Annotated in this window: 21 protein-coding genes; 9 read left to right on the plus strand and 12 right to left on the minus strand. The window is 70.5% G+C overall.

Going from position 1 to position 19,187, the window contains the following annotated elements:
• Positions 1–1,030: 1,030 nt before the first annotated feature.
• Genes ACQ0O7_RS36355 through ACQ0O7_RS36380 form a run of 6 tightly spaced genes read right to left on the minus strand, consistent with a single transcriptional unit; the run spans position 1,031 to position 7,095 of the window.
• Positions 1,031–3,043, minus strand: a complete 2,013-nt coding sequence (locus tag ACQ0O7_RS36355; protein WP_430789296.1) for a xanthine dehydrogenase family protein molybdopterin-binding subunit — start codon at positions 3,041–3,043, stop codon at positions 1,031–1,033.
• Positions 3,040–4,002, minus strand: a complete 963-nt coding sequence (locus ACQ0O7_RS36360; protein WP_430789434.1) for an FAD binding domain-containing protein — start codon at positions 4,000–4,002, stop codon at positions 3,040–3,042. Before ACQ0O7_RS36360 ends, ACQ0O7_RS36355 begins: the two co-directional genes overlap by 4 nt.
• Positions 3,999–4,445: a (2Fe-2S)-binding protein gene (locus tag ACQ0O7_RS36365; RefSeq protein ID WP_430789298.1), complete on the minus strand. Its 447-nt coding sequence runs from the start codon at positions 4,443–4,445 to the stop codon at positions 3,999–4,001. The genes ACQ0O7_RS36360 and ACQ0O7_RS36365 overlap by 4 nt, the downstream gene beginning before the upstream one ends.
• Before the next feature lie 45 nt (positions 4,446–4,490).
• Positions 4,491–5,540, minus strand: a complete 1,050-nt coding sequence (locus ACQ0O7_RS36370) for a hypothetical protein (RefSeq protein WP_430789300.1) — start codon at positions 5,538–5,540, stop codon at positions 4,491–4,493.
• Positions 5,537–6,247, minus strand: coding sequence for a hypothetical protein (locus ACQ0O7_RS36375; protein ID WP_430789302.1), 711 nt, complete (start codon positions 6,245–6,247; stop codon positions 5,537–5,539). Before ACQ0O7_RS36375 ends, ACQ0O7_RS36370 begins: the two co-directional genes overlap by 4 nt.
• Positions 6,248–6,267: 20 nt before the next feature.
• A complete protein-coding gene (locus ACQ0O7_RS36380) occupies positions 6,268–7,095 on the minus strand; it encodes a transglutaminase-like domain-containing protein (RefSeq protein WP_430789304.1) in 828 nt (275 codons plus the stop codon).
• 124 nt (positions 7,096–7,219) lie between these two features.
• Here ACQ0O7_RS36380 and ACQ0O7_RS36385 point away from each other — a divergent pair, with 124 nt between their 5' ends.
• Positions 7,220–8,197 carry a nucleotidyltransferase domain-containing protein gene (locus ACQ0O7_RS36385; protein WP_430789306.1) on the plus strand — a complete coding sequence of 326 codons (978 nt, stop codon included), beginning with the start codon at positions 7,220–7,222 and terminating at the stop codon, positions 8,195–8,197.
• On the opposite strand, the gene ACQ0O7_RS36390 is transcribed toward ACQ0O7_RS36385, so the two are convergent.
• From ACQ0O7_RS36390 to ACQ0O7_RS36400, 3 genes are all read right to left on the minus strand, one after another.
• On the minus strand, positions 8,175–9,050 hold the full coding sequence (locus ACQ0O7_RS36390) for a sulfotransferase domain-containing protein (protein ID WP_430789436.1): 876 nt from the start codon (positions 9,048–9,050) through the stop codon (positions 8,175–8,177). The two genes, ACQ0O7_RS36385 and ACQ0O7_RS36390, sit on opposite strands and share 23 nt — an antisense overlap.
• Before the next feature lie 264 nt (positions 9,051–9,314).
• Positions 9,315–9,926, minus strand: a complete 612-nt coding sequence (locus tag ACQ0O7_RS36395; protein ID WP_430789308.1) for a hypothetical protein — start codon at positions 9,924–9,926, stop codon at positions 9,315–9,317.
• Positions 9,916–10,197 carry a hypothetical protein gene (locus ACQ0O7_RS36400; protein ID WP_430789310.1) on the minus strand — a complete coding sequence of 94 codons (282 nt, stop codon included), beginning with the start codon at positions 10,195–10,197 and terminating at the stop codon, positions 9,916–9,918. Before ACQ0O7_RS36400 ends, ACQ0O7_RS36395 begins: the two co-directional genes overlap by 11 nt.
• Positions 10,198–10,304: 107 nt before the next feature.
• On the opposite strand from ACQ0O7_RS36400, the gene ACQ0O7_RS36405 reads away from it, so the two are divergent.
• The gene (locus ACQ0O7_RS36405) at positions 10,305–10,691 is read left to right on the plus strand and encodes a hypothetical protein (protein ID WP_430789312.1); all 387 of its coding nucleotides are present in this window, start codon (positions 10,305–10,307) and stop codon (positions 10,689–10,691) included.
• A gap of 20 nt (positions 10,692–10,711) precedes the next feature.
• On the opposite strand, the gene ACQ0O7_RS36410 is transcribed toward ACQ0O7_RS36405, so the two are convergent.
• Together ACQ0O7_RS36410 and ACQ0O7_RS36415 are read right to left on the minus strand one after the other, a co-directional pair.
• Complete coding sequence (locus ACQ0O7_RS36410) at positions 10,712–12,679, minus strand: molybdopterin cofactor-binding domain-containing protein (protein ID WP_430789314.1); 1,968 nt, start codon at positions 12,677–12,679, stop codon at positions 10,712–10,714.
• A complete protein-coding gene (locus ACQ0O7_RS36415; RefSeq protein ID WP_430789316.1) occupies positions 12,676–13,152 on the minus strand; it encodes a (2Fe-2S)-binding protein in 477 nt (158 codons plus the stop codon). The genes ACQ0O7_RS36410 and ACQ0O7_RS36415 overlap by 4 nt, the downstream gene beginning before the upstream one ends.
• Before the next feature lie 20 nt (positions 13,153–13,172).
• On the opposite strand from ACQ0O7_RS36415, the gene ACQ0O7_RS36420 reads away from it, so the two are divergent.
• The 3 genes from ACQ0O7_RS36420 (at position 13,173) to ACQ0O7_RS36430 (ending at position 15,968) form a co-directional block, all read left to right on the plus strand.
• The gene (locus ACQ0O7_RS36420; protein WP_430789318.1) at positions 13,173–14,216 is read left to right on the plus strand and encodes a hypothetical protein; all 1,044 of its coding nucleotides are present in this window, start codon (positions 13,173–13,175) and stop codon (positions 14,214–14,216) included.
• Positions 14,203–14,868, plus strand: a complete 666-nt coding sequence (locus ACQ0O7_RS36425) for an enhanced serine sensitivity protein SseB C-terminal domain-containing protein (RefSeq protein WP_430789320.1) — start codon at positions 14,203–14,205, stop codon at positions 14,866–14,868. Before ACQ0O7_RS36420 ends, ACQ0O7_RS36425 begins: the two co-directional genes overlap by 14 nt.
• Before the next feature lie 98 nt (positions 14,869–14,966).
• Complete coding sequence (locus ACQ0O7_RS36430) at positions 14,967–15,968, plus strand: LacI family DNA-binding transcriptional regulator (RefSeq protein WP_430789322.1); 1,002 nt, start codon at positions 14,967–14,969, stop codon at positions 15,966–15,968.
• Between the two features lie 501 nt (positions 15,969–16,469).
• On the opposite strand, the gene ACQ0O7_RS36435 is transcribed toward ACQ0O7_RS36430, so the two are convergent.
• Positions 16,470–16,958: a MarR family winged helix-turn-helix transcriptional regulator gene (locus ACQ0O7_RS36435; protein WP_430789324.1), complete on the minus strand. Its 489-nt coding sequence runs from the start codon at positions 16,956–16,958 to the stop codon at positions 16,470–16,472.
• An 18-nt stretch (positions 16,959–16,976) separates the two neighbouring features.
• On the opposite strand from ACQ0O7_RS36435, the gene ACQ0O7_RS36440 reads away from it, so the two are divergent.
• From ACQ0O7_RS36440 to ACQ0O7_RS36455, 4 genes are all read left to right on the plus strand, one after another.
• The gene (locus tag ACQ0O7_RS36440; protein ID WP_430789326.1) at positions 16,977–17,393 is read left to right on the plus strand and encodes a hypothetical protein; all 417 of its coding nucleotides are present in this window, start codon (positions 16,977–16,979) and stop codon (positions 17,391–17,393) included.
• Between the two features lie 177 nt (positions 17,394–17,570).
• Positions 17,571–17,783, plus strand: a complete 213-nt coding sequence (locus tag ACQ0O7_RS36445; protein WP_430789328.1) for a DUF2283 domain-containing protein — start codon at positions 17,571–17,573, stop codon at positions 17,781–17,783.
• A gap of 74 nt (positions 17,784–17,857) precedes the next feature.
• A complete protein-coding gene (locus ACQ0O7_RS36450) occupies positions 17,858–18,163 on the plus strand; it encodes a hypothetical protein (RefSeq protein WP_430789330.1) in 306 nt (101 codons plus the stop codon).
• A 33-nt stretch (positions 18,164–18,196) separates the two neighbouring features.
• Positions 18,197–19,102 (plus strand): HEAT repeat domain-containing protein, encoded by a 906-nt coding sequence (locus ACQ0O7_RS36455; RefSeq protein WP_430789332.1) that lies wholly within the window; start codon positions 18,197–18,199, stop codon positions 19,100–19,102.
• Positions 19,103–19,187: the final 85 nt, after the last annotated feature.

Genomic DNA, 19,187 nt, shown 5'->3' on the forward strand with positions numbered 1-19,187 from the left:
TGCGGGGGTGGGTTCTGTTGCGAGGGGCTGTTCGGTTTTGCCTACGGCTGACCGCAACGAGAACGACCGTTCTGTCTTGCGAGAGTGGGCTCTGTTGTGAAGGGCTGTTTGTTATGCCCGCGGCCGATTGTAGAAAGAACGACCGTTCTGTCTTGCCTGGATGAGCTTCGGTCGTCGCGACGGGGGTGGGCGGCGGTTCGTGCCCATCGAGAACGAACGTTCTGTCTTGGGTGTGGGTGTCTCCGACGAGAACGAACGTTCTGTCTCGGGGAGTGGGTGCGCCTTTGCTGCTCCAGGCAGTTCAGTTGCCGCCATGGTGGCTCCGGCGGTGGTGGAATTCGCGGACAGTGCGCACCATGGCGGCTTGGCGTGAGCGGGGACTGTCGAATCTCTGCTCGACGGGCTGATTTGTTGTTGATCCATTGCTGGCGCTACCGGCAAAGTTGCAGGTCATAGCTGGTTAGCCAAGATATGCGGCTTTGTATAGAGCCGCGTCGCAACATTGACCGCCGAAATCGCGATCGTGGAGGATTTGCCGCCGGAAGAGAGTCTTGTTCTCGGCTGCCTGATCACTTGCGGTCAACCCCTCGCGCGGTCGACGCTGCTCAGCAGAGATCTTGGTGGATTTACCACCGGAAACGGTGGTAAATCCACCAAGGTCGACCAGGGTGGAGCTGGGAGGCGGACACTCGCTCGAGGAATTGACTGCGAGAGGGCCAGCAGCTGAGAAGAAGGCTCGAAACGGTGGTAAATCCTCCAAGATCTCAGCGAGGAGGGTTGTCCGAGCGGGGAATTAGTCGAAGTGCGGCACGGAACCCAGTAGACGACTCCAAACGGACGAAAAACACCGGGAAAGGCTGATGGGCTGCCAAACTTGAGGGGATTTACGGCGAGCCGTCGGGCCCAGACGGAAAAGGACAAGGGTTTTCGGTGGCGAAATGTCCGAAATTGGGCTGAGCTGGATGCTTACACGGTCCTGGAATGTCCGCGATCAAAGCCGGCCTGGATTGCCCGAATGGCGTGTGCACTCCTATATGGGCAGGTGGGGGAGGAGCTTGTCGAGGCGGGCCGGGAGGTCTCGGATTCGGAGGCCGGTGGCGTGGTGGAGGGCGTTCAGGATGGCGGCGGGGGAGCCCACGATGCCGATCTCGCCGATGCCCTTGCTGCCCATCGGGTTCAGGGACTCGTCGGGGGCGTCTATCCACGCCGCGTCGATCGATTCGATGTCGGCGTGGGTGGGGATGTGATACTCGGCCAGGTCGTGGTTGATCCAGGTGGCCAAGGCCGGGTCCAGGACGCCCTCCTCGTGCAGGGCCATGCCCATTCCCATGATCATGCCGCCGAGGAACTGGGCTCGGGCGGTGCGCGGGTTCAGGATGCGGCCGGCCGCGTACATGCCGAACAGGCGGGAGACGCGGATCTCGCCGGTGACGGTGTCCACCCGTACCTCGGCGAAGTGGGCGCCGAAGGCGTGCTTTCCGTCCTGTTTCTGCTGCTCGACCAGCTCGGTGCTGTCGAAGAAGGCCTCGGGAGCGCCCGACGCCAGCAGCGCGCGGCAGGCGCCGGTGACCGCCCAGCCCCACGATGCGCTGCCGGACGAACCGCCGGCCACCGACGCCTGCGGCAGGGTGCTGTCGCCGATCCGGATCCGCACCCGGCCCGGCTCGGCCGACAGTGCGTCGGCGGCGATCTGGGTGAGGATGGTGCGGGCCCCGGTGCCCAGGTCGGTGGCGCCGATCGCCACCTCGTAGCCGCCGTCGTCGAGCTGCCGGACCCGGGCGGTGGACGGCTGCACCATCGCCGGATATGTCGCCCCAGCCATCCCGGTGCCGACCAGCCAGTCGCCGTCACGCCGCACGCCGGGGCGCGGGTCCCGCCCGGACCAGCCGAAACGTTCGGCGCCGGCGAGCAGGCAGTCGGCGTATTCGGGAGTGTCGGGGATGTTGCGCAACCGCAGCTCGACCGGATCGATCTCCAGGTCGGTGGCCAGCTCGTCGAGGGCGCACTCCAGCGCGACCATGCCGGGCGCCTCCCCGGGCGCGCGCATCCACCGCGGCGTGGGCATGTCCAGCCGCAGCAGGCGGTGGCCGGTGCGGCGGTTCGGTGTCGAGTACATGCTCCGGGTCACCACGGCGGTCTGCTCGGCGAACTCGAACAGCCGGCTGGTCTGCCCGAACGCCAGATGATCGATCGCGGTCAGCACCCCGTCGCGACCGGCGCCGAGCCGGATCCGCTGGACCGTCGGGGTGCGGTGCCCGACCATGCTGAACATCGCCTGCCGGGGCAGCACCACCTTGACCGGCCGGCCGGTGACCCGTGCGGCCATCGCGGCGAGCACCGCGTTGGGCCGGGCGGTGCCCTTCGACCCGAAGCCGCCGCCGACGTGCTCGGTGATCACGTGCACCCGGTCCGGCTGGAGCCCGAACAGCTGACCGACGGTGGCGGCCACCCCGGACGGGTGCTGGTTGGAGTCGTACAACGTCAGGTCGTCGCCGTCCCACCGGGCGATCGTGGCGTGCGGCTCCATCGGGTTGTTGTGCAGCGCCGGCGTGGTGTAGGTGACGTCCACCGTGACCGCGGCCCCGGCCAGAGCCGAGTCGACGTCACCGGTCGTGCTCTCCGACGGGAAACCGGGATTGACCGTCTCCGGCGTGTAGATCTCCGGATGGTCGGTGCGCAGCTCGGCCTCGTGCGGCTCCTCGTCGATGTCCAGCCACAGTGACCGGGCCCGCTCCCGCGCCTCCTCGAGGGTGTCGGCGACCACCAGGGCGATCGGCTGGCCGCGATAGCTGATCCGGTCGGACTGGAACACCGCCAGCTCCGGATCGTCGGCGTCGGCCAGGCCCGGGGCGTTGCCGTGCCAGATCGCCTCGCCGCGCACCGCGGTCAGCCGCCCGCGAGCCACCGGCGACAGCACGATCCAGGCGTGGGCCAGGCCGTCCACCGGGTGGTCGGCGGCATAGCGTGCCCGGCCGGACACCTTCTCCGGGCCCTCCAGACGGGCCAGAGGCGTGCCGACCGAAGTGCTCAACGTCGAGGTCATCGGGCATCCCCCAAGGATTCCAGCACGGCGACGGACATTCGGCGCAACAGCTCCACCTTGTACGCGTTGTCACTCAACGGTTCCGCCGCCTCCAGCTCGGCGTCCGCGGCCGCCCGGAACTCCTCGGCGGTGGCCGGCCGGCCCCGCAGCCGCTGTTCGGCCCGGTGCGCCCGCCACGGCTTGGGCGCGACCGCACCCCACGCCAGCCGCACGTCCCGGACCAGCCCGTCCGTCACGTCCAGGGCGGCGGCCACCGAGCCGACGGCGAACGCGTACGACGCCCGGTCCCGTGCCTTGCGATAGGCCGACCGCGCGGCGAACGGCAGACCCGGCACGTCCACCGCCGTGATCAGCTCGCCGTGCTCCAGGACGGTGTCCCGCTCCGGGGTGTCACCGGGCAGCCGGTGCAGCTCACCGACCGGGATCTGCCGCGCACCGGCCGGCCCGTCGACCCGCACCACCGCGTCCAGGGCGGTCAGCGCGACGGCCATGTCCGACGGATGGGTGGCGATGCACGACGGCGAGCCGCCGAGGATGGCCAGGTTGCGGTGGTCGCCGGTACGGGCCGGGCAGCCCGAGCCGGGGGAGTGCTTGTTGCACGGGTCGGAGGCGTCCATGAAATAGCGGCACCGGGTGCGCTGCAGCAGGTTCCCGCCGGTGGTGGCCATGTTGCGCAGCTGGCCGGAGGCGCCGGACAGCAGGGCCTGGCGCAGCATCGGCGGCACCCGCGGATCGGCGGCCAGATCGCTGTTGCGCACACCCGCCCCGATCCGCAGCCCGCCGCCGGGCAGGTCGGTGATGTCACCGAGGGGCAGCCGGCTGACGTCGACCAGCACGTCCGGGGTGGCGACGCCCAGTTTCATCAGGTCGACCAGGTTGGTGCCGCCGGCCAGGAAGACCGCGTTCGGTTCCAGGCCGTCGGTGGGACTTCCGGCCGTACGGTAGGAGAAGGTCTTCATCGCCCGGCCGCCTCGCGGATCGCCGGAACCATCGTCGGGTACGCCCCGCATCGGCACAGGTTGCCACTCATCCGTTCCCGGATGTCCGCGTCGGTGAGATCGTCGACGGACCCGGCCTCGGCGAGCATCCCCACCGCCGAGCAGATCTGGCCGGGCGTGCAGAACCCGCACTGGAACCCGTCGTGCTCCAGGAACCCGCGCTGCACCGGATGCCCGTCCAGCCCCTCGATGGTGGTGACCGTCGCGTCCCGCTGGGCGATCGTCAGCACCAGGCAGCTGTTGACCCGCCGGCCGTCGAGCAGCACCGTGCACGCGCCGCACTGGCCGTGATCGCAGCCCTTCTTGGCGCCGGTCAGGCCCAGATGCTCGCGCAGCGTGTCGAGGAGGGTGGTACGCGGATCAAGATCGAGGTCGTGCTCGGCCCCGTTGACGGTGAGACGCATGCCCCCTCTCGTTCCCCGGCCGGCCCGGATCAACCACGCCGTCCGTCACCGGCTCGCCGGTCTCCCAGCGAGCCAGGTGGACACCGACGGCATCGCCAGCAGCAGGACCGCGACCAGGTGCAGGAGTACGGCCAGGACGTAACCGGTGATCGTGGCGGTCATGAAGACCACCCCGGTGTCCCCGCCGGTCTCCTCCGCGACCGTGGTGATCAGCTTGGCGAACCCGACGGCGGCCGGGATCAGGGGGACCGTGGTGACGAACCCGGCCACGTAGGCCGCCGCCCGCACGCCCGGCCGGCCCGCGACCCGGCCGATCACGACGGCACCGAGCAGCACGATCTGCACGACCGCGGTGGCCCCGGCCAGCACCGTGGCCCCGGTGAGCGCGGTGGTGATCCGTTCGGCGTCGCCCCAGGTCGCCACCTGCCGGGGATTGACCGCGGCGGCCACCGTGACCGCCAGGGTCGACACCGCCGCGAGACCGAGAAGGATCGCCGCCGCCGTCATCGTCCGCCGGCCCCGGCCGGCGCGGTCGGCCCGGCGGCGGCCCGCCAGATATGCCCGGGCGTCCGGAAGCAGCCAGACCGTGCCGCTGGGAGTGAGACCGGCGTAGAACAGCGCGGTGCCGGCGATCGACACCGCGGCCAGTACCCCCTCCGGCTGGCGCACCTCGCGGCCGTGGAAGATCCCCATGAACACCGCCGCGGACAGGGCGAGCGAGCAGGCCAGGATCAACGGTCCGAGCGACCACAGCACCGCCCGCCCGCCGGCCCGGCCGGCGACCGAGCGGATCGCGGCCCAGGCCGTCAGCACCAGCGGGGACAGGCCGACCGCGAGAACGGCCGCCAGCGGGAGGACCTCACCCGGCCGTCCACCGTGGTGCATCTCGTCCGCGATGATCAGGCCGAGCACCGCGGTCATCTGGATCAGTGCGCCGGCCAGCGCGAGCCAAGACGTCCACCGGGCGAAGCGCACCTCCGCGGGCATGGCCGACCGATGGCCGAGACCGGGCGTGGCCGACCGGTGGTCGAGGCCGGGCGTGGCGGGCTGGTGGTTGAGATCGGGCGTGGCGGGCTGGTGGCCGAGGGCCGTCATGCGGCGACCGTGCCCGCCGCGGCGTCCAGCAGCGCCCGCAGCCGCTCGTGCGGGAACCGGGACTCGCCGGGCGGCCCGGAGCGGGTGCTGTAGAAGTCCCTGGTGGGCCGGCCGGACTGGACACCCCACCGGTTGCCGGCCACGTCACTGTGCCACTGGACGCCCTGCCCGCGCAGGTCGGCGCGGCTGAGCCAGTCGGCGCCGGCCGGCCAGTAACCGGTCCAGCCGGCCGGGCGCAGCGAGGCGAACGCCGCGTCGACGGCGGCCACCGCACCCGCCACGTCGTCGTCCTCGAACACGGCGGCGAACCGGCACAGCAGGGCCAGCGCGGAACCCTGCTTCGGCGACGGGTCGGCGACGGCGATCGCCCGGCAGATCAGCTCCAGCTCGGCCCAGCGGAACGCGAACGGATGCCAGTGGGCCAGGTCGTCCCAGCCCAGCTCGGCCGGTTCGTCCTCGCCGGGACCGAGGATCCCCAGCTCGTACGAGTCGAGCGACGGGTCCAGGGACAGGCTCAGCCGGTGCCCGCCGCCGGCGTCGAACCGGACCTCGATCTCATAGTCCTCGTCCTCGTCGAAGTCGTCGTCGAGCTCGTCGATCAGGTCACCGAGCCGGTCGGCGCCCGGGCCGTCCTCGTGGGCGAACAGGTACCGCGCCCAGAACGCCGGCTCGTCCAGCTCGGCACGCAACTCCAACGGGATGACCATCGGCCGATCATCGCAGCCGCTCAGGTGGTCAGCGCCGGGGGGACCTCCAGATCCTCGGACTTGTGCAGGGCGGCGAGCGCGGCCGGGTCGTCGGCGGCACAGGTGGCGGCGATCCGGTCGATCAGGCGGTCGTAGTCGGGGCCGGTGCGGCCCTGATAGGACGCGTCCATCCGGCCCCACTCGTCCCACGGCAGGGTCTCCACCCGGTTGAGGGCGGCCAGATCGCGGACGGCGTTGCCACGGATCTCGGCGGGCCCGAAATTCTCCGTGTGGATCACCCCGAATCGGTCGCCGTCCATCCGCCCCTCCCGGAACGCCGTCCACGCCTCGCCGCCGGTCAGGAACCGGCCGGGCTCCAGATCGGTGGGATCCGGCAGCTGCGGCAGCGCGTGCAGGCCCATCGCCTCCGGGTCGGCGCGCCGCCACGGCCCGGAGCCGCGGCGGAACTCGACCACCCAGTGATCGAGGGCGAGACCGGGCTGGAAATACGTCGCGAACCCGCACCGGGCGCGGGCCGCGACACCCTGATGCCGCAGCAGGGCGACGGTGAGCACCGCGAAGTGCCGGCACGTCCCGACCACCCGACGCTCCGGTGGCCGGCCGGTGACCAGCGGCGCCGGATCGAGGGCGAGCAGCGCGCGGATCAGGCTGGCGGCCGGGCGCAACTGGTTCTCCGCGAAGCGGCCGGGTGGGAGATCGAGCTGGCCGGCGTCGGCGGGCTGGATGACCAGCCGATGCGCCAGCGCACAGATGGCGAGCGGGTCGTCGGGCAGGCCGTCGAGGGCGGCGCGGCTCACCGTGCCCAGGTCGGTCATCGGTCCGGGTGCGCTGTAATCGATCCCCGTCATGCCCGCATCGTATGCGCGGGGTCTGACATTCCCCGCCATCGCGACGGTCACAGGACACGGCCCGACGGGCATAGGACACGATCATTGGGTACGCGTACCGAATGATCGTGAAAGGACGGTGACCATGCGGCCTCCCGGTCGATGGAGGGATCTGCTGGACCAGCGGGTCGCGGAGGCGGTCGACTTCCTCGGGCGGGCGCCCGGGGTGGCCGGATTCCTGATCGCGGGCAGTGTCGGGCGCGGCGACCCATGGCCGATGTCCGACATTGATCTGCTGCCGATCTATCTCGGCGACCACCCGCCGGCCGCGCTGTCCCCCGAGCTGGATCAGCGCCGGGCCGAACTCGTCGACTGGTGGGCCGGCTCCGGCCGGGCGCAGACCCTGGACCTGGCCTGGCTGTCGTTCGCGACCGGCGAGATCGGGGACGCGATGCGGGCCGGTCCGGACCAGGTGGCCGCGCGGATGACGGACCGGCGGTGGTTCCACGGCATCGACAAGGCGTACGGGGCCCGGACGGCGGGCGCGGCCGACCCGGGGATCGCCGGGTGGCTGACCGGGATGCGGTTCCACCCGGCTGTGGTCGCGGCCCGGCTGGCCGAGTGGCGGCGGCAGGCGGACAGCGCTCTGGCGGAGGCGGAGCGGCTGCGCGAGTCGGATCCGATGACCGCTACCTATCATCTGCGCGAGGCGGCCCGGGGCTTCCGGCTGGTGCTCATCGAGGGCTGGGGTGAACGGCTCGGGTCGATGGGGCGGGAGTGGACCCGGTTCGAGCGGATGGCGGGCAGATACGGTCAGCCGGAGCTGGCCGCCCGGATCGCCACGGTGGGCGGGGCCGGCGTGCGGGAGACGGCGGCCCGGGCGGCGATCGCGCCGGTGTGGCTCCAGGAGCGGATCGAGTCGTGCCGGGCCGCGCGCCTGGCCGTGGGCGAGGACGTCACCGAGGAGGAGAACGCGCGGGACCAGCTGGCCGCGTACACCGTGCACGTGGTCCGTAAGCGCCCGGAGCTGGGCGGTCCGTGGACCGCCAGCCCGGACCCGCGGCTCGGTGAGCATCTGGCCGAGCTGCGGGAGATCGCGATCACGCTGCCGGGGTCCGGGTGATCGTGTCGTCGTAGCCGAGCCGGTCCATCAGGTTGCCGGTGGCTCGCGCGAACGCCTCGGTCAGCTCGTCGTCGAAGTGGTTGCGCCAGTCACCGGACTGGCCCTTGCGGTAGTGCGAGATCCCGCCGGCCTTCTTCCGGTCGTTCATCCGGCTGAAGCTGTACTTCTCCAGCAGGGTGGTCAGCTCGTCGCGGGGGATCGTGATGCCGCAATGGCGCATCAGCGCGTCCATCTCGTCGAGCTGGTTCTCCCCGGTGAGGTCCTCGTATCGGATCAGCCGGACGTTTTCCGACGGGGGCGCGGTGACCCAGGAACGCACCGCGTTGAACATGCCCTTCTTGGCGAGATGGTCGATCAGATAGAGCATCCCCTCTTTTTTCGACCGGTCTCGTAGGATTGCGCGGACTTCCAGCACATCGCCCATCGGCGTGTGCGAGTCACGGGTCGAGAAATAGCTGGAGACGACCAGATCCCGCGGGTCCCGGTAGATGAAGAACGCGCGATGCGCATCCGGCTTCGGCATCTTCGCGAAACGCTTGTACGGGAAATACAGCGACAGGCCGATCCGGTGCGCTGGAACGACCCGCGGGTCCTTCCAGCCGTAGTAGCGCGGATCGTAGGTGACCAGGCCGGAATGCCGGTACACGATCGGGTCGCTGAGCACCGACTTCACCCACTGGCTGGCGGTCTTGCGCACCGCGCAGTGATAGATGTTCACGAACTCGCAACGGTCCGTTACCGGAACCGTCAGCCGCAGCCGGGTGTTGTGTGCCTCTAGTTGTGCGCGGCGTCCGAACACGCGCACGGAATCGGGGGAGTGCTGCTTGGCGAACATCATCGCGCGATTGAACATCGTCAAAGTCCCAATTCCTTGCCGGGCGGCCGTCGGGCGTTAGAGCACTTTACAAGAACATCGACAGTGTTACGAGAGTGTCTCGTCTTGCCGTGCGCTCCCAGGCTGTGAAAATGCTTGGGCCGAGCTGGGCGGGATCTCCCGCGGGCAGCCGCTTCACCAGGGAAAACGATCGAGGGAGGGAGGCGTGACGGGCGCGCCGAAGCTGAAAGGATTCACAGTTTACCGGTGTTGCGGGACAATCACGTCCTCGTCAACGACCGGTCAATCCTCGTCGATCCCCGCCCGGAGAAAGCCGCCCAGCCGCCGCAGCCGGTCCAGCGTCGCCGCGTCCGGGGCGACCACCTGCACGCCGTCGCTGTAGTCGTCCATGAAGAACGGGACCGGCTCCCCGGACGGATGCCCGGTCCAGCAGGCCACCGGCGGGCAGGGCAGCATCCGGCGGCCGGACGGGAGATCCACCGCCAGCTCCGTCAGCCAGGTGAAATCCGGTTGGGCCGCGACCCAGTCATCCGTGGTGACCGAGGTGATCCGGGCGGACGGCCGGGGAGCCCGCTCCACGCTGGTGATCCCGGTGCCGTCCCAGTCGTAGACCTCGTCCGCCTCACCGGCCACATGAGCGTCCAGCTCCACGGCGATCTCGATCATCCGGCGCACCAGCGGATCTCCCGGGCTCTTGGTGTGCAGATGCCCGTCGTCGAACATCAGCCAGTCGTCCGCGCCGACCGTCACCAGAATGTGCTCGTCCGACGTGGACTCCGGGATGTCCAGGTCGGCGGCCGACCGGACCACCGCACGGACCTCGGCGCCGGTGATCGGGAACCGCGTGCTGTAGTAGGCCGGTACCGCCCGGGTGATGTACAGGTTATAGCCCATCAAACTGCTCCCAGCGTCGGCGGCGTTCGTCCAGGGACTGATCCCACCATGGCGTGCCACGCTCACCGAGAGCCACCTTCGCGGCGTGCACCCGGGCGCGGGCCGGCGCCGGATCCCGCCCGGCCCGCAGCGCGGTCCCCACGTCGCGGCGCGCGGACATCAGGGCTTTGCGCAGCTCGGCGGCGACATCCTCGGGGATGGCCGGATCGGTGGCCCGCCAGCGGCGCCCGGAGATGACGACGTAGTGCCCGTCGTCGGTCAGTTCCGTCACGCCCCTCCTCTTACCCCGCCAGGCCGCCGCTGATCTCCGTGCCGGTGTCTGGCCGGCCCGCCCGCCGGCGCGCGAGGCCGAGGGACGTTGATCACTAGGGTGGTCGGATGACACTGCCGGAGTTGATTCCGATCGCGTACGAGGCCGACTACCGCACCGACACCATCGGCCGGTACGACGACGGCCAGTTCTACGCCAACGGCTGGGATCACCACGCGTTCGTGCACTTCTTCGACCACGACGGCACCTACCGGGAGTCGACCGTGGTGCGGGTGGAGCACCGCCGTGACCTGGAGCGGGTCGTCGGTGAGCTGGTGGCGGCGATCCCGGGGCGCACGTTCGGGGACATCGCCGTCGGCCTGTTCGAGTTCGAGCGGGACGGCGTCCGGTTCGGCCTGGTCGACGAGTCGGCCGAGCGGGACGACGCCTGGGCCGAGCTGTACCCGGACCGGCTGGGCTTCACCGAGCCGTGGGACGGCCTCTACTCCACGTGAGGCAGGGGACCGGGGCGTGATCAGCCGACCGGCATCCCGTACGGCATCCCGGTGACCGGCTCCCCCGCGGCGAGGGCCGAGGCGATCGCCGCCGCGGCCGGCGGGTAGGCGAGTTCGCCGAGCCCACCGACCGGCGCGGTCGACGGCACGATGTGCACGGCGATGTCGGGACAGTCACCGATCCGCGCCCACCGGTAGTCCCGGAACGACGACTGCACCACCGCCCCGTCACGGACCGTGATCTGCGCGCCGAGCACCGTCGACACCGCGTCCATCACCGCGCCCTCGACCTGCGCGATCACCCCGGACGGGTGGACGGCCACGCCGACGTCGACGGCGGCGGTCACCCGCAGCACCCGGCGGGCGGCCGGGTCGGCGTGCACCAGGATCGCGATCGCCGACCCGTAGTCGAGGTGGCAGGCCACCCCACCGGCCGGGCCGGGGTGTGCGGCGCGGGCGGCGTCCAGGACGGTGCGCAGGCGGGAGCCGGCGGGCAGCAGCCGGCGCCGGAACTCGACCGGGTCGTGGCCGCCGCGGTGGGCGATCTCGCTGAGGAAGCACTCCTCGGCGTATCCGAACTGCCCGGCGTAGACGGCCCGCCAGAAGCCGGTGCGCAGCGGGGCGGGGGTCAGGGTGACCGAGACGGGGCCGGGTACGGCGTACGGGAAATGGTCTCCGCTGGCCTTGACCACGACCGGGTTGCCGAACGCCGGCACGACCGTGATCGGCCAGGTCGACACCTGGTGGGTGCGGCCGGTGGGCAGGCCGTCCGGGCCGAGGACGGCGGTGAGGCGGTGTACCGACATCGGCCGGTACGAGTCGTGCCGGGTGTCGTCGTCGCGGGTCCACCGGACGGTGACGGCTTTCCCGGCGGCCCGGGCGCAGGCCACCGCCTCCAGGACGACGTCGCTTTCGATCCGGCGCCCGAATCCGCCGCCGGCCAGGGTGGGCCGGACCTCGACGGCGATGCCGGCGCGGGCCAGCTGGTCGCGCAGCCCGCCGGGGTCCTGGACCGGCGCCCACACGGTGGTGGCGTCGGCGGTCGCGTTCATCGGTTCCATCGGGGCGTGCGCGAGCAGCGGCAGCCGGTAGACCCGTTGCATGTCGGGGGTGCCCGCGACCGGGGGCAGGGCGGCTTCGAGCTGGTCGAGCCAGGTCCGGCTGTCGGCGTCCGGGGTGCCGCCGGTCCAGGTGACCCGCAGCGCCTCTCGTCCGCGCAGCGCCGCGTGGGTGGAGGTGGCGATGACGGCGACTCCGCCCTGCCCGGCGCCGGGCGGGTCGAGGCGGGTCACGGTGACCACTCCGGGTACGGCGCGGGCGGCGGTGTCGTCGACGTCCGTCACCCGCGCGCCGATCCAGGGCGGCCGGGCCACCACCGCGGTCAGGGCGCCGGCCGGTGCCGATTCGGCGCCGTAGCGGGCCCGGCCGGTGACGATGTCGCGGGCGTCGGAGCGCCCGGCCCGGGTGCGCCCGATCAGCCGCCAGCGTTCCGGCGGGGTGAGGGTGACCGGCACGGTCGCCGGGTCGAGGGCGGCGGCGTCCTCGACCAGGTCCCGGTACGCCAGGGGCCGGTGCCGCGGGTGCACGACCCGGCCGCGGAGTGCCGTGCATTCGGCGGCGGGCACCGACCAGCGGGCGGCGGCGGCCGCGATCAGCAGGCAGCGGGCGGTGGCGGCGGCGGTGCGCAGCGGTACGGACAGGTGCCGGCTGGAGGTGGAGTTGGCGACCGCCTGGGATCCGTAGGCCACGGTGTCGCCCGGGGCCTGCTCCAGCAGCACGTCCTCGACCTCGATCGCCAACTCCTCGGCGACCAGGACGGCGGCCATCGTGCGCACGCCCTGGCCGGTGTCCGGGCGCGGCACGGTCGCCACCACCCGGCCCCGCCGGTCCACGCGCACGAAGACGGTGGGGGCGAGATCAGGAGCGCCGCGATCGAGGGGTACGCCCACCACCAGCGCCGCCCCGAGGAAGGTCCGGCGGCTGATCATTTCGTGCCCCGTACCAGCGCAATGGCCCGGCGCACCGCGGACCGGATGCGAGGATAGGTCCCGCACCGGCAGATGTTGTCGTGCAACGCCTCGTCGATCTGCGCGTCGGTGGGGTCGGGGTTGTGCGCCAGCAGCGCCACCACCGTCATGATCTGGCCCGGCTGGCAGTAACCGCACTGGGCCACGTCCAGTTCCGTCCAGGCCCGTTGCACCGGGTGGTCGTCGAGTCCTTCGATGGTGGTGATCCGGGAGTGCGCGGAGTCGGCGACGGTGCGTACGCAGGGCCGCGCGGCCTCGCCGTCGATCAGCGACACGCACGCCCCGCAGGCGCCGACGCCGCACCCGTAGCGGGGCCCGGTCAGGCCGAGCTCGTCGCGCAGCGCCCACAGCAGTGGGGTGTCGCCGGGCGCCGTGACGGTTCGCCGCCGTCCGTTGACACGCAATCGGTACCGGTCCACACCATCTCCAGGCATCGATGAACCATACTGCGATGATGGTCGATGAAACAGGGGTGCGCAGCGAACGGGTCCTGCTTTTCGCGGTGCCGGCGGTGGCACTGCTCACCGGCCTGGTCTGGCTGCTCGGGCAGAGCCTCGACGACGTCGCGCTGCTCCCCGACCAGGGCGCTTCGTGGTACGAGTGGAAACTCCCGGAACCTACCGTGTGGACCCGGCTCTCGGCGTGGATCGGCTACGCGGCCCACCAGATCGTGTCGTGGGGTCTCATCTACTACGCGCAGACCCGGGCCCGGCGCTGGACCCGCGGCCTGAAGACGGTCAACGTGGTCGCGCTCGCCGCCACCCTCGGCTTCATCGCGCTGCACCAGGTGCAGACCAGGCTGTTCTACGACGGCCTGGCCCAGGACGTGTCGATCTTCAGCTCCCAGGCGTCGGTCGTCCTGCTGCTGGTCGCCGTGCTGCTGATGGAGAACCGGCGGCGCGGCCTGGTCGCCGGCCGGCCCGCGCCCATCCCGGCGACGGTCGTCGACTTCGCCCGCCGCTACCACGGCTATCTGTTCTCGTGGGCCATCGTCTACACCTTCTGGTACCACCCGATGGTCACCACCAGCGGTCACCTGATCGGGTTCTTCTACATGTTCCTGCTGCTGGTGCAGAGCTGCCTGTTCTTCACCACCGCGCACACCAACCGGTGGTGGACCATCACCCTGGAGCTGATGGTCGCGGTGCACGGCACCCTGGTCGCGGTGATGAACTCCGGACCGGACGGGGCGTGGCCGCGATTCCTGTTCGGGTTCCTGGCCGTCTTCGTCATCACCCAGATGCACGGGCTCGGGCTGTCCGCGCGCACCCGCTGGCTGCTGTTCGGGGCCTGGCTCGCCGGGGCCGCCGCCGTCTACTGGAGTCGTGGCCTGCAACACCTGCACGAGGTGCTGCGGGTGCCGATCGCGGAATACCTCGTACTGGCGATCATGGTCCTTCTGCTCTGGCCCTTCGCCCTGCTGGCCGCCCGGCGGCGCAGGACGCCGGATGAACCGCCGGGCCAGGTGGCGAGTACTTCAGGGCGTGCCGTTTCCTGACAACGCCCTGGAAGTCGTCCTGCTCGACGTGTGGCACGGCGAGGTGCCGCCGGGCGCGCTGGTGGACGCGCTCGGCGAACACCCGGTGTGGGTGCCGCTGGAGGCCGGTGAGCTGCCCCGCCTGATCCTCGACGGGGAGCCGTACCTGGTGGTCTTCACCTCGGTCCGGCAGGTGGGCGCGGGTGGGGCCGGCGACCTGCGGCAGATCCGTCTCACCGGGCGGCAGCTGTCCGCCCGTACCGCCGCCGGGGTGGGCTTCGCCGTCAACCCCGGCTGCCAGGTCGGCCTGCCGGTGCCCGCCTCGGCGGTCGACCGGCTGCGCGGCCCGGAGCCCGGCATCGGCCTGCGGCTCCCCAGCCCGGAACCGCGCGAACTGCAGAACGCCCTGGTCGCCGAATTCCAGCGGCGGCCGGCGATCGTCGAGGCGCGGATCGTGCTGCGTGCCGGCCGCGACGGCCCGGGCAGCCTGGTCGTCGGAATCCGCCCGGATCGATCCGTGCCGTCCTGGGACCGGCACGCGCGCGACGCCGTCGACCTGGCCACCCGGCGGCTGCCGCTGGCCTACACCGTCGACGGGCTCTTTCTCGACGAGCCCGGCACGACCGCGGACTGGATGATCCGGAAAGCGGAGAGCTTCTATCTCCGATGGTAGCGGCGCGGTGTTTCGGAGTCGGCTCCGGTTGAACTAGGCTGACCTCTCATCCGAGTTGCCGAAAACGTTTTCGAGAACGTAATGAGAAGGAAAAATCCTTGTCACGAGCCACCCTTCGGGACGTCGCCAAGCTGGCCGGCGTCTCGGTCGCGACCGCTTCCAAGGCGCTCAACGGCCAGCCGCAGGTCCGCGCCGAGACCCGGGAACGCGTCGTCCGCGCCGCCGAGCAGCTCTCCTTCTCACCCAACACCCTCGCCCAGGGCCTGATCACCCAGCGCAGCGGCACCGTCGGCCTGCTCACCTCCGACCTGGAGGGCCGCTTCTCCATCCCGATCCTGATGGGCGCCGAGGACGCGTTCGGCTCCGACCAGACCTCGGTGTTCCTGTGCGACGCGCGCGGCGACACCATCCGGGAGAAACACCACCTGCGCGCCCTGCTGTCCCGCCGGGTCGACGGGTTGATAGTGGTCGGCGCCCGCCCCGACAGCCGCCCGTCACTCGGCGAACTGCCCATCCCGGTCGTCTACGCCTACGCCCCCTCCGACGACCCCGGCGACATCTCCCTGGTCACCGACAACGTGGGCGGCGGCCGGACCGCGGTGGACCATCTGATCCGCTGCGGCCGCCGCCGGATCGCCCACATCACCGGTGATCCCGGCTACAGCGCCGCCCAGGACCGGGCCCGCGGCGCCGTCGACCGCCTCACCGAGGAGGGCCTGGAGCTGTCCGGCGGCGAGGTGTGGTTCGGCATGTGGTCCGAGGCGTGGGGCCGCGGCGCCACCCGCATGCTCCTGGACCGGGATCCGCAGGTGGACGCGATCTTCGCCGGCTCCGACGAGATCGCCCGCGGCGTGCTGGACGTGCTGCACGAGGAGCGCATCGACGTACCGTCCCGGGTGGCGGTGATCGGCTTCGACAACTGGAGCGTCCTGGCCGCCAATTCCCGCCCCCCACTCACCACCATCGACCTCAACCTGGAACAACTCGGCCGGATAGCCGCCCAGCGCCTGTCCGCCGCGATGGACGGCCACCCCGCCTCCGGCGTCGAGACGTTCCCGGTCCGCCTGATCACCCGCGAGTCCACCGCCCCCTTGCGCTGACCGGGAAACCACAAGATCAACACCGATCGGGGATACGCCCGGCACCTCCCCGCCGATCCACCCGTCCCGTCTCGTCCGCGCGAGCCGGGCGAAACACCGGGCCGCCCCGCGACCGCCGGGCCGAATGCGGTGGTCCCGGACACCGGGGCGCAGGGCCGGGACCGGACAGCGCCGGCGTCACCGATCCCCGCGGGCCAGGGAAACCCCGACCGGTCACCGTCGCGCCGGCACCGCCGTCGGCGCGGCAGCGGGATAGGCACATCCCGTCGTGGATCGTTCGGGCCGGACTGTGGGGCGCCGCAGCGGTCCACGGTCCGATGATTGACCCGTCGGAGGCGCTTGAGCGGCGTCCCACGCCGATGGTCGCCATGTGTCGTTGTCGCGTCGTTCTCAAGCGGTCATAGGATTCGTCGCCGCGACGGGGTCATCTATGGTGGGGAAATAGGCGTAGACCGAACGGTCGGCGTGCGGGGCTGCCGCCGGAACCTCACCTCAAGCAGATCAGTGTGCTTTCAGCGTGGCCGCCCCGTCGGCGGCGTTCTGCGCTCGCACCAAACGTTCCATGAGCGTCATGAGGGTCTCGACGTCCTCGGCCGGCCAGTCGGCGGTCAACGTGCGCAGCACCTCATCCTGCCAGGCGTGTGCTTGCCGCAGCAGTTTCTCGCCGGCGGCGGTATTCGTGATCACGGATGCCGCGCCGATCCGGCCCGGCGCACGCCGGACGACGAAGCCCTGCTGTTCCGCGCGGGACACCATCCGGCTGACGCCGGATTGATCAAGTCCCAGCTCTCGCGCCAGATCGTTGACGGAGGTGGGCCGGCTCTGCTCGCTCAGGGAGTGAACCGCCTCGACAACCATCACATCCCGGCCGCGCTGCGACTCGGCGCTCGGGCCGGCACCCGTCCAGCGTCGTGACCAGAAGCGAACGAACGCGAACAACGCCTGACCCCGAACCTTCATGAGCATCTCCGTCATCGTCGGCGTATGCATTTCGCATACAGTGTTGGTATGCGCAACGCATACCAGGAGGATGCCATGCTCAAGCCCTTGATCAACGCCTGGCACGATGCGGTCAACAACCGCGACCTTCCCGCCGCGGAGGCGACCGTCACCGATCCGGTGGAGGTTTCCGGCCCGCGCGGTACCCACACCATCACTGCCCGGGAGTTCTCCGACTGGATCATCAGGTCCGGGATCCGGCTCCGCCCGTTGTCGGCACATCCCGTAGACGACGTCACCGTGGTCATCGAACAGGAGGCCACCTGGCCGGACAGCGCGGACGCGGATGCGGCAGCGACGCCCTCCACTCCGGTGGCCACACTGTTCAAGATCCGTGACGGCCGCCTCGCCACCATCCGCCGGTTCGGCTCGCTACCCGACGCCCTCCGCGCGGCGGACGACCAGAGACCACAGCCCGGACGGTAGCGACTGACATGTCCACCGCCGGAACGCACTCTCACCGGCTTCGAACTGGCCGGCGGCTGCCACGGACAGGGCCGCCGCGATCGATGTGTCGGCGGGGTCCGGTGAGCACCTCCGCCGATACCCCGCGGAGGATCCGGCTTCGTTCCCGTGCCGGGCATGCTCGAATGACCTATGCGCATGAGCTACGACAGTGAGGCGAACGCGGCATACCTCGCCATCGAGGAGGACGTCTCCAGCGGCTCGGCAACGGAGAACGTCGTCGTCGAGCGCGCCGGCCGCGGCGATATCGTGCTGGACTTCAGCTCAAACGGCCGGTTACTCGGCGTAGAGGTCATCGGCGCCAGAGAACTTCTCAGCACCGCGGTGCTGTCGACGGCAGATGAGCCTTGAGTCCACACCGTCCGCGGCAGACATATCCGTGCGGGCACCGCGGGGGCATTGACGCGGATGGCTAGATTCCGGCTGTGGTCAGTCAAGGACGGGCTCTCGCCGTCGCCGCCGCCTGGATCGTCGTTCCGTCAGTGATGGGCGCGTGGACGTTCACGCGCGCCTTCCCGGAACGAGACGGATGGGACGCGTCGGTCCCCGCGCTGGGGATTGCGGCGGTCGTCTGCTTGACACCACCGGCCATGTTGGCAGCCGCGATCTGGATTGCTCGACGCGCCGACGAAGGGCGGTCCGCTGCCGTGCTCGGAGCGCAGGCAGGTTCGATCGGACTGGCCACCGCGGCCTTGGCCGTGGCCGGCTTCATCGCATCTCACTGGAACTGACGATCGATCTCCGGCGGTCCGCAGACTGGAATAGTGGAAGACTTCCGGCCGACAGAGATCAAGCGGTTACCGATCGATCACCTGATGCGCATCGCTGGGCGGGAGGTCAAGGAGGACGATGCAGATGCACCTGTGCCGTTTCTGGTGGCGTTACATCAGCGACCGGTTCGGGAGGTGTTCGAACGCGCGGCCGTTCTCGTGAATGACGGCGATGCTACGCGTCGGATTCTTGGCGTACGGGTGCTGCGGGAACTCGGTGAACAGCAGCCTGATGGATGTCGACCGTTCACCGCCGAGACGATTCCGCTGCTCAGAGACCGGCTGAGGAAGGAGTCAGAACCCGATGTGCTGCGCTGGATCGTGTCTGCCCTCGGGTTTCACCGCGCCCGTGAAGCGCTGCCCGAGATCGTGGTGCTTGCCCGGCATCCGGACGCGCGGGTGCGGTTCCACGTCGCGGCGAATCTGACACGCCTGGTCGATCTCAGGGCCGTGGATCCCGACGCTGCTGACGCCTTGATCCGGCTCTGCCATGACGACGACCCGGATATTCGCTACTACGCCCTGTATGCGGCCACCCGTGAGATCGCCGGCATGAACGTAGAGCTGGTGACCACCCTGACCGCTGAGCTGAGGAGCGACCCTGATACTCAGATCGGCACGATGGCGGCCAGACATCACCAGGCCATCGATGCTGTTCGGCGCTTCCTGAACGACGGGAACGCCGGCCGCGTCTTCGTTCAGGATCTCCGCACCGACCATTACGACTACATGATCGGTCCGATCTTGGTAGCACTCGCCTGTGAGGCTGGAGTCCCCGAGATCCGTGATGTCCTGAACGAGGAGATTCGCCGCGGCTTCGGTGTGTGTTCCCCGCCCGTCGACATCACCAATATGGCAGAACGGCTGGTTGCATGGTGGCGTGCGGAGAGCGCGGCGTGAGTGCTCCGCCGGCGCCGGCAGCTGCGTCACCGGTCCGGCCAAATCGGCTTCACGGCCGCCATGGCGGATGCCTGATGACGAATCC

This window comes from Actinoplanes sp. G11-F43 (genome assembly GCF_050589265.1).
GTDB lineage: Bacteria > Actinomycetota > Actinomycetes > Mycobacteriales > Micromonosporaceae > Actinoplanes.

What these genes read in the sequence shown, in the direction of transcription:
- ACQ0O7_RS36420 (WP_430789318.1), top strand. Translation starts at nt 13,173, where the DNA reads ATGGTCGATGAAACAGGGGTGCGCAGCGAACGGGTCCTGCTTTTCGCG.
- ACQ0O7_RS36370 (WP_430789300.1), bottom strand. Translation starts at nt 5,540, where the DNA reads ATGACGGCCCTCGGCCACCAGCCCGCCACGCCCGATCTCAACCACCAG.
- ACQ0O7_RS36445 (WP_430789328.1), top strand. Translation starts at nt 17,571, where the DNA reads ATGAGCTACGACAGTGAGGCGAACGCGGCATACCTCGCCATCGAGGAG.
- ACQ0O7_RS36405 (WP_430789312.1), top strand. Translation starts at nt 10,305, where the DNA reads ATGACACTGCCGGAGTTGATTCCGATCGCGTACGAGGCCGACTACCGC.
- ACQ0O7_RS36410 (WP_430789314.1), bottom strand. Translation starts at nt 12,679, where the DNA reads ATGATCAGCCGCCGGACCTTCCTCGGGGCGGCGCTGGTGGTGGGCGTA.
- ACQ0O7_RS36415 (WP_430789316.1), bottom strand. Translation starts at nt 13,152, where the DNA reads ATGCCTGGAGATGGTGTGGACCGGTACCGATTGCGTGTCAACGGACGG.
- ACQ0O7_RS36375 (WP_430789302.1), bottom strand. Translation starts at nt 6,247, where the DNA reads ATGGTCATCCCGTTGGAGTTGCGTGCCGAGCTGGACGAGCCGGCGTTC.
- ACQ0O7_RS36390 (WP_430789436.1), bottom strand. Translation starts at nt 9,050, where the DNA reads ATGTTCAATCGCGCGATGATGTTCGCCAAGCAGCACTCCCCCGATTCC.
- ACQ0O7_RS36435 (WP_430789324.1), bottom strand. Translation starts at nt 16,958, where the DNA reads ATGCATACGCCGACGATGACGGAGATGCTCATGAAGGTTCGGGGTCAG.
- ACQ0O7_RS36355 (WP_430789296.1), bottom strand. Translation starts at nt 3,043, where the DNA reads ATGACCTCGACGTTGAGCACTTCGGTCGGCACGCCTCTGGCCCGTCTG.
- ACQ0O7_RS36440 (WP_430789326.1), top strand. Translation starts at nt 16,977, where the DNA reads ATGCGCAACGCATACCAGGAGGATGCCATGCTCAAGCCCTTGATCAAC.
- ACQ0O7_RS36395 (WP_430789308.1), bottom strand. Translation starts at nt 9,926, where the DNA reads ATGGGCTATAACCTGTACATCACCCGGGCGGTACCGGCCTACTACAGC.
- ACQ0O7_RS36360 (WP_430789434.1), bottom strand. Translation starts at nt 4,002, where the DNA reads ATGAAGACCTTCTCCTACCGTACGGCCGGAAGTCCCACCGACGGCCTG.
- ACQ0O7_RS36365 (WP_430789298.1), bottom strand. Translation starts at nt 4,445, where the DNA reads ATGCGTCTCACCGTCAACGGGGCCGAGCACGACCTCGATCTTGATCCG.
- ACQ0O7_RS36380 (WP_430789304.1), bottom strand. Translation starts at nt 7,095, where the DNA reads ATGACGGGGATCGATTACAGCGCACCCGGACCGATGACCGACCTGGGC.
- ACQ0O7_RS36385 (WP_430789306.1), top strand. Translation starts at nt 7,220, where the DNA reads ATGCGGCCTCCCGGTCGATGGAGGGATCTGCTGGACCAGCGGGTCGCG.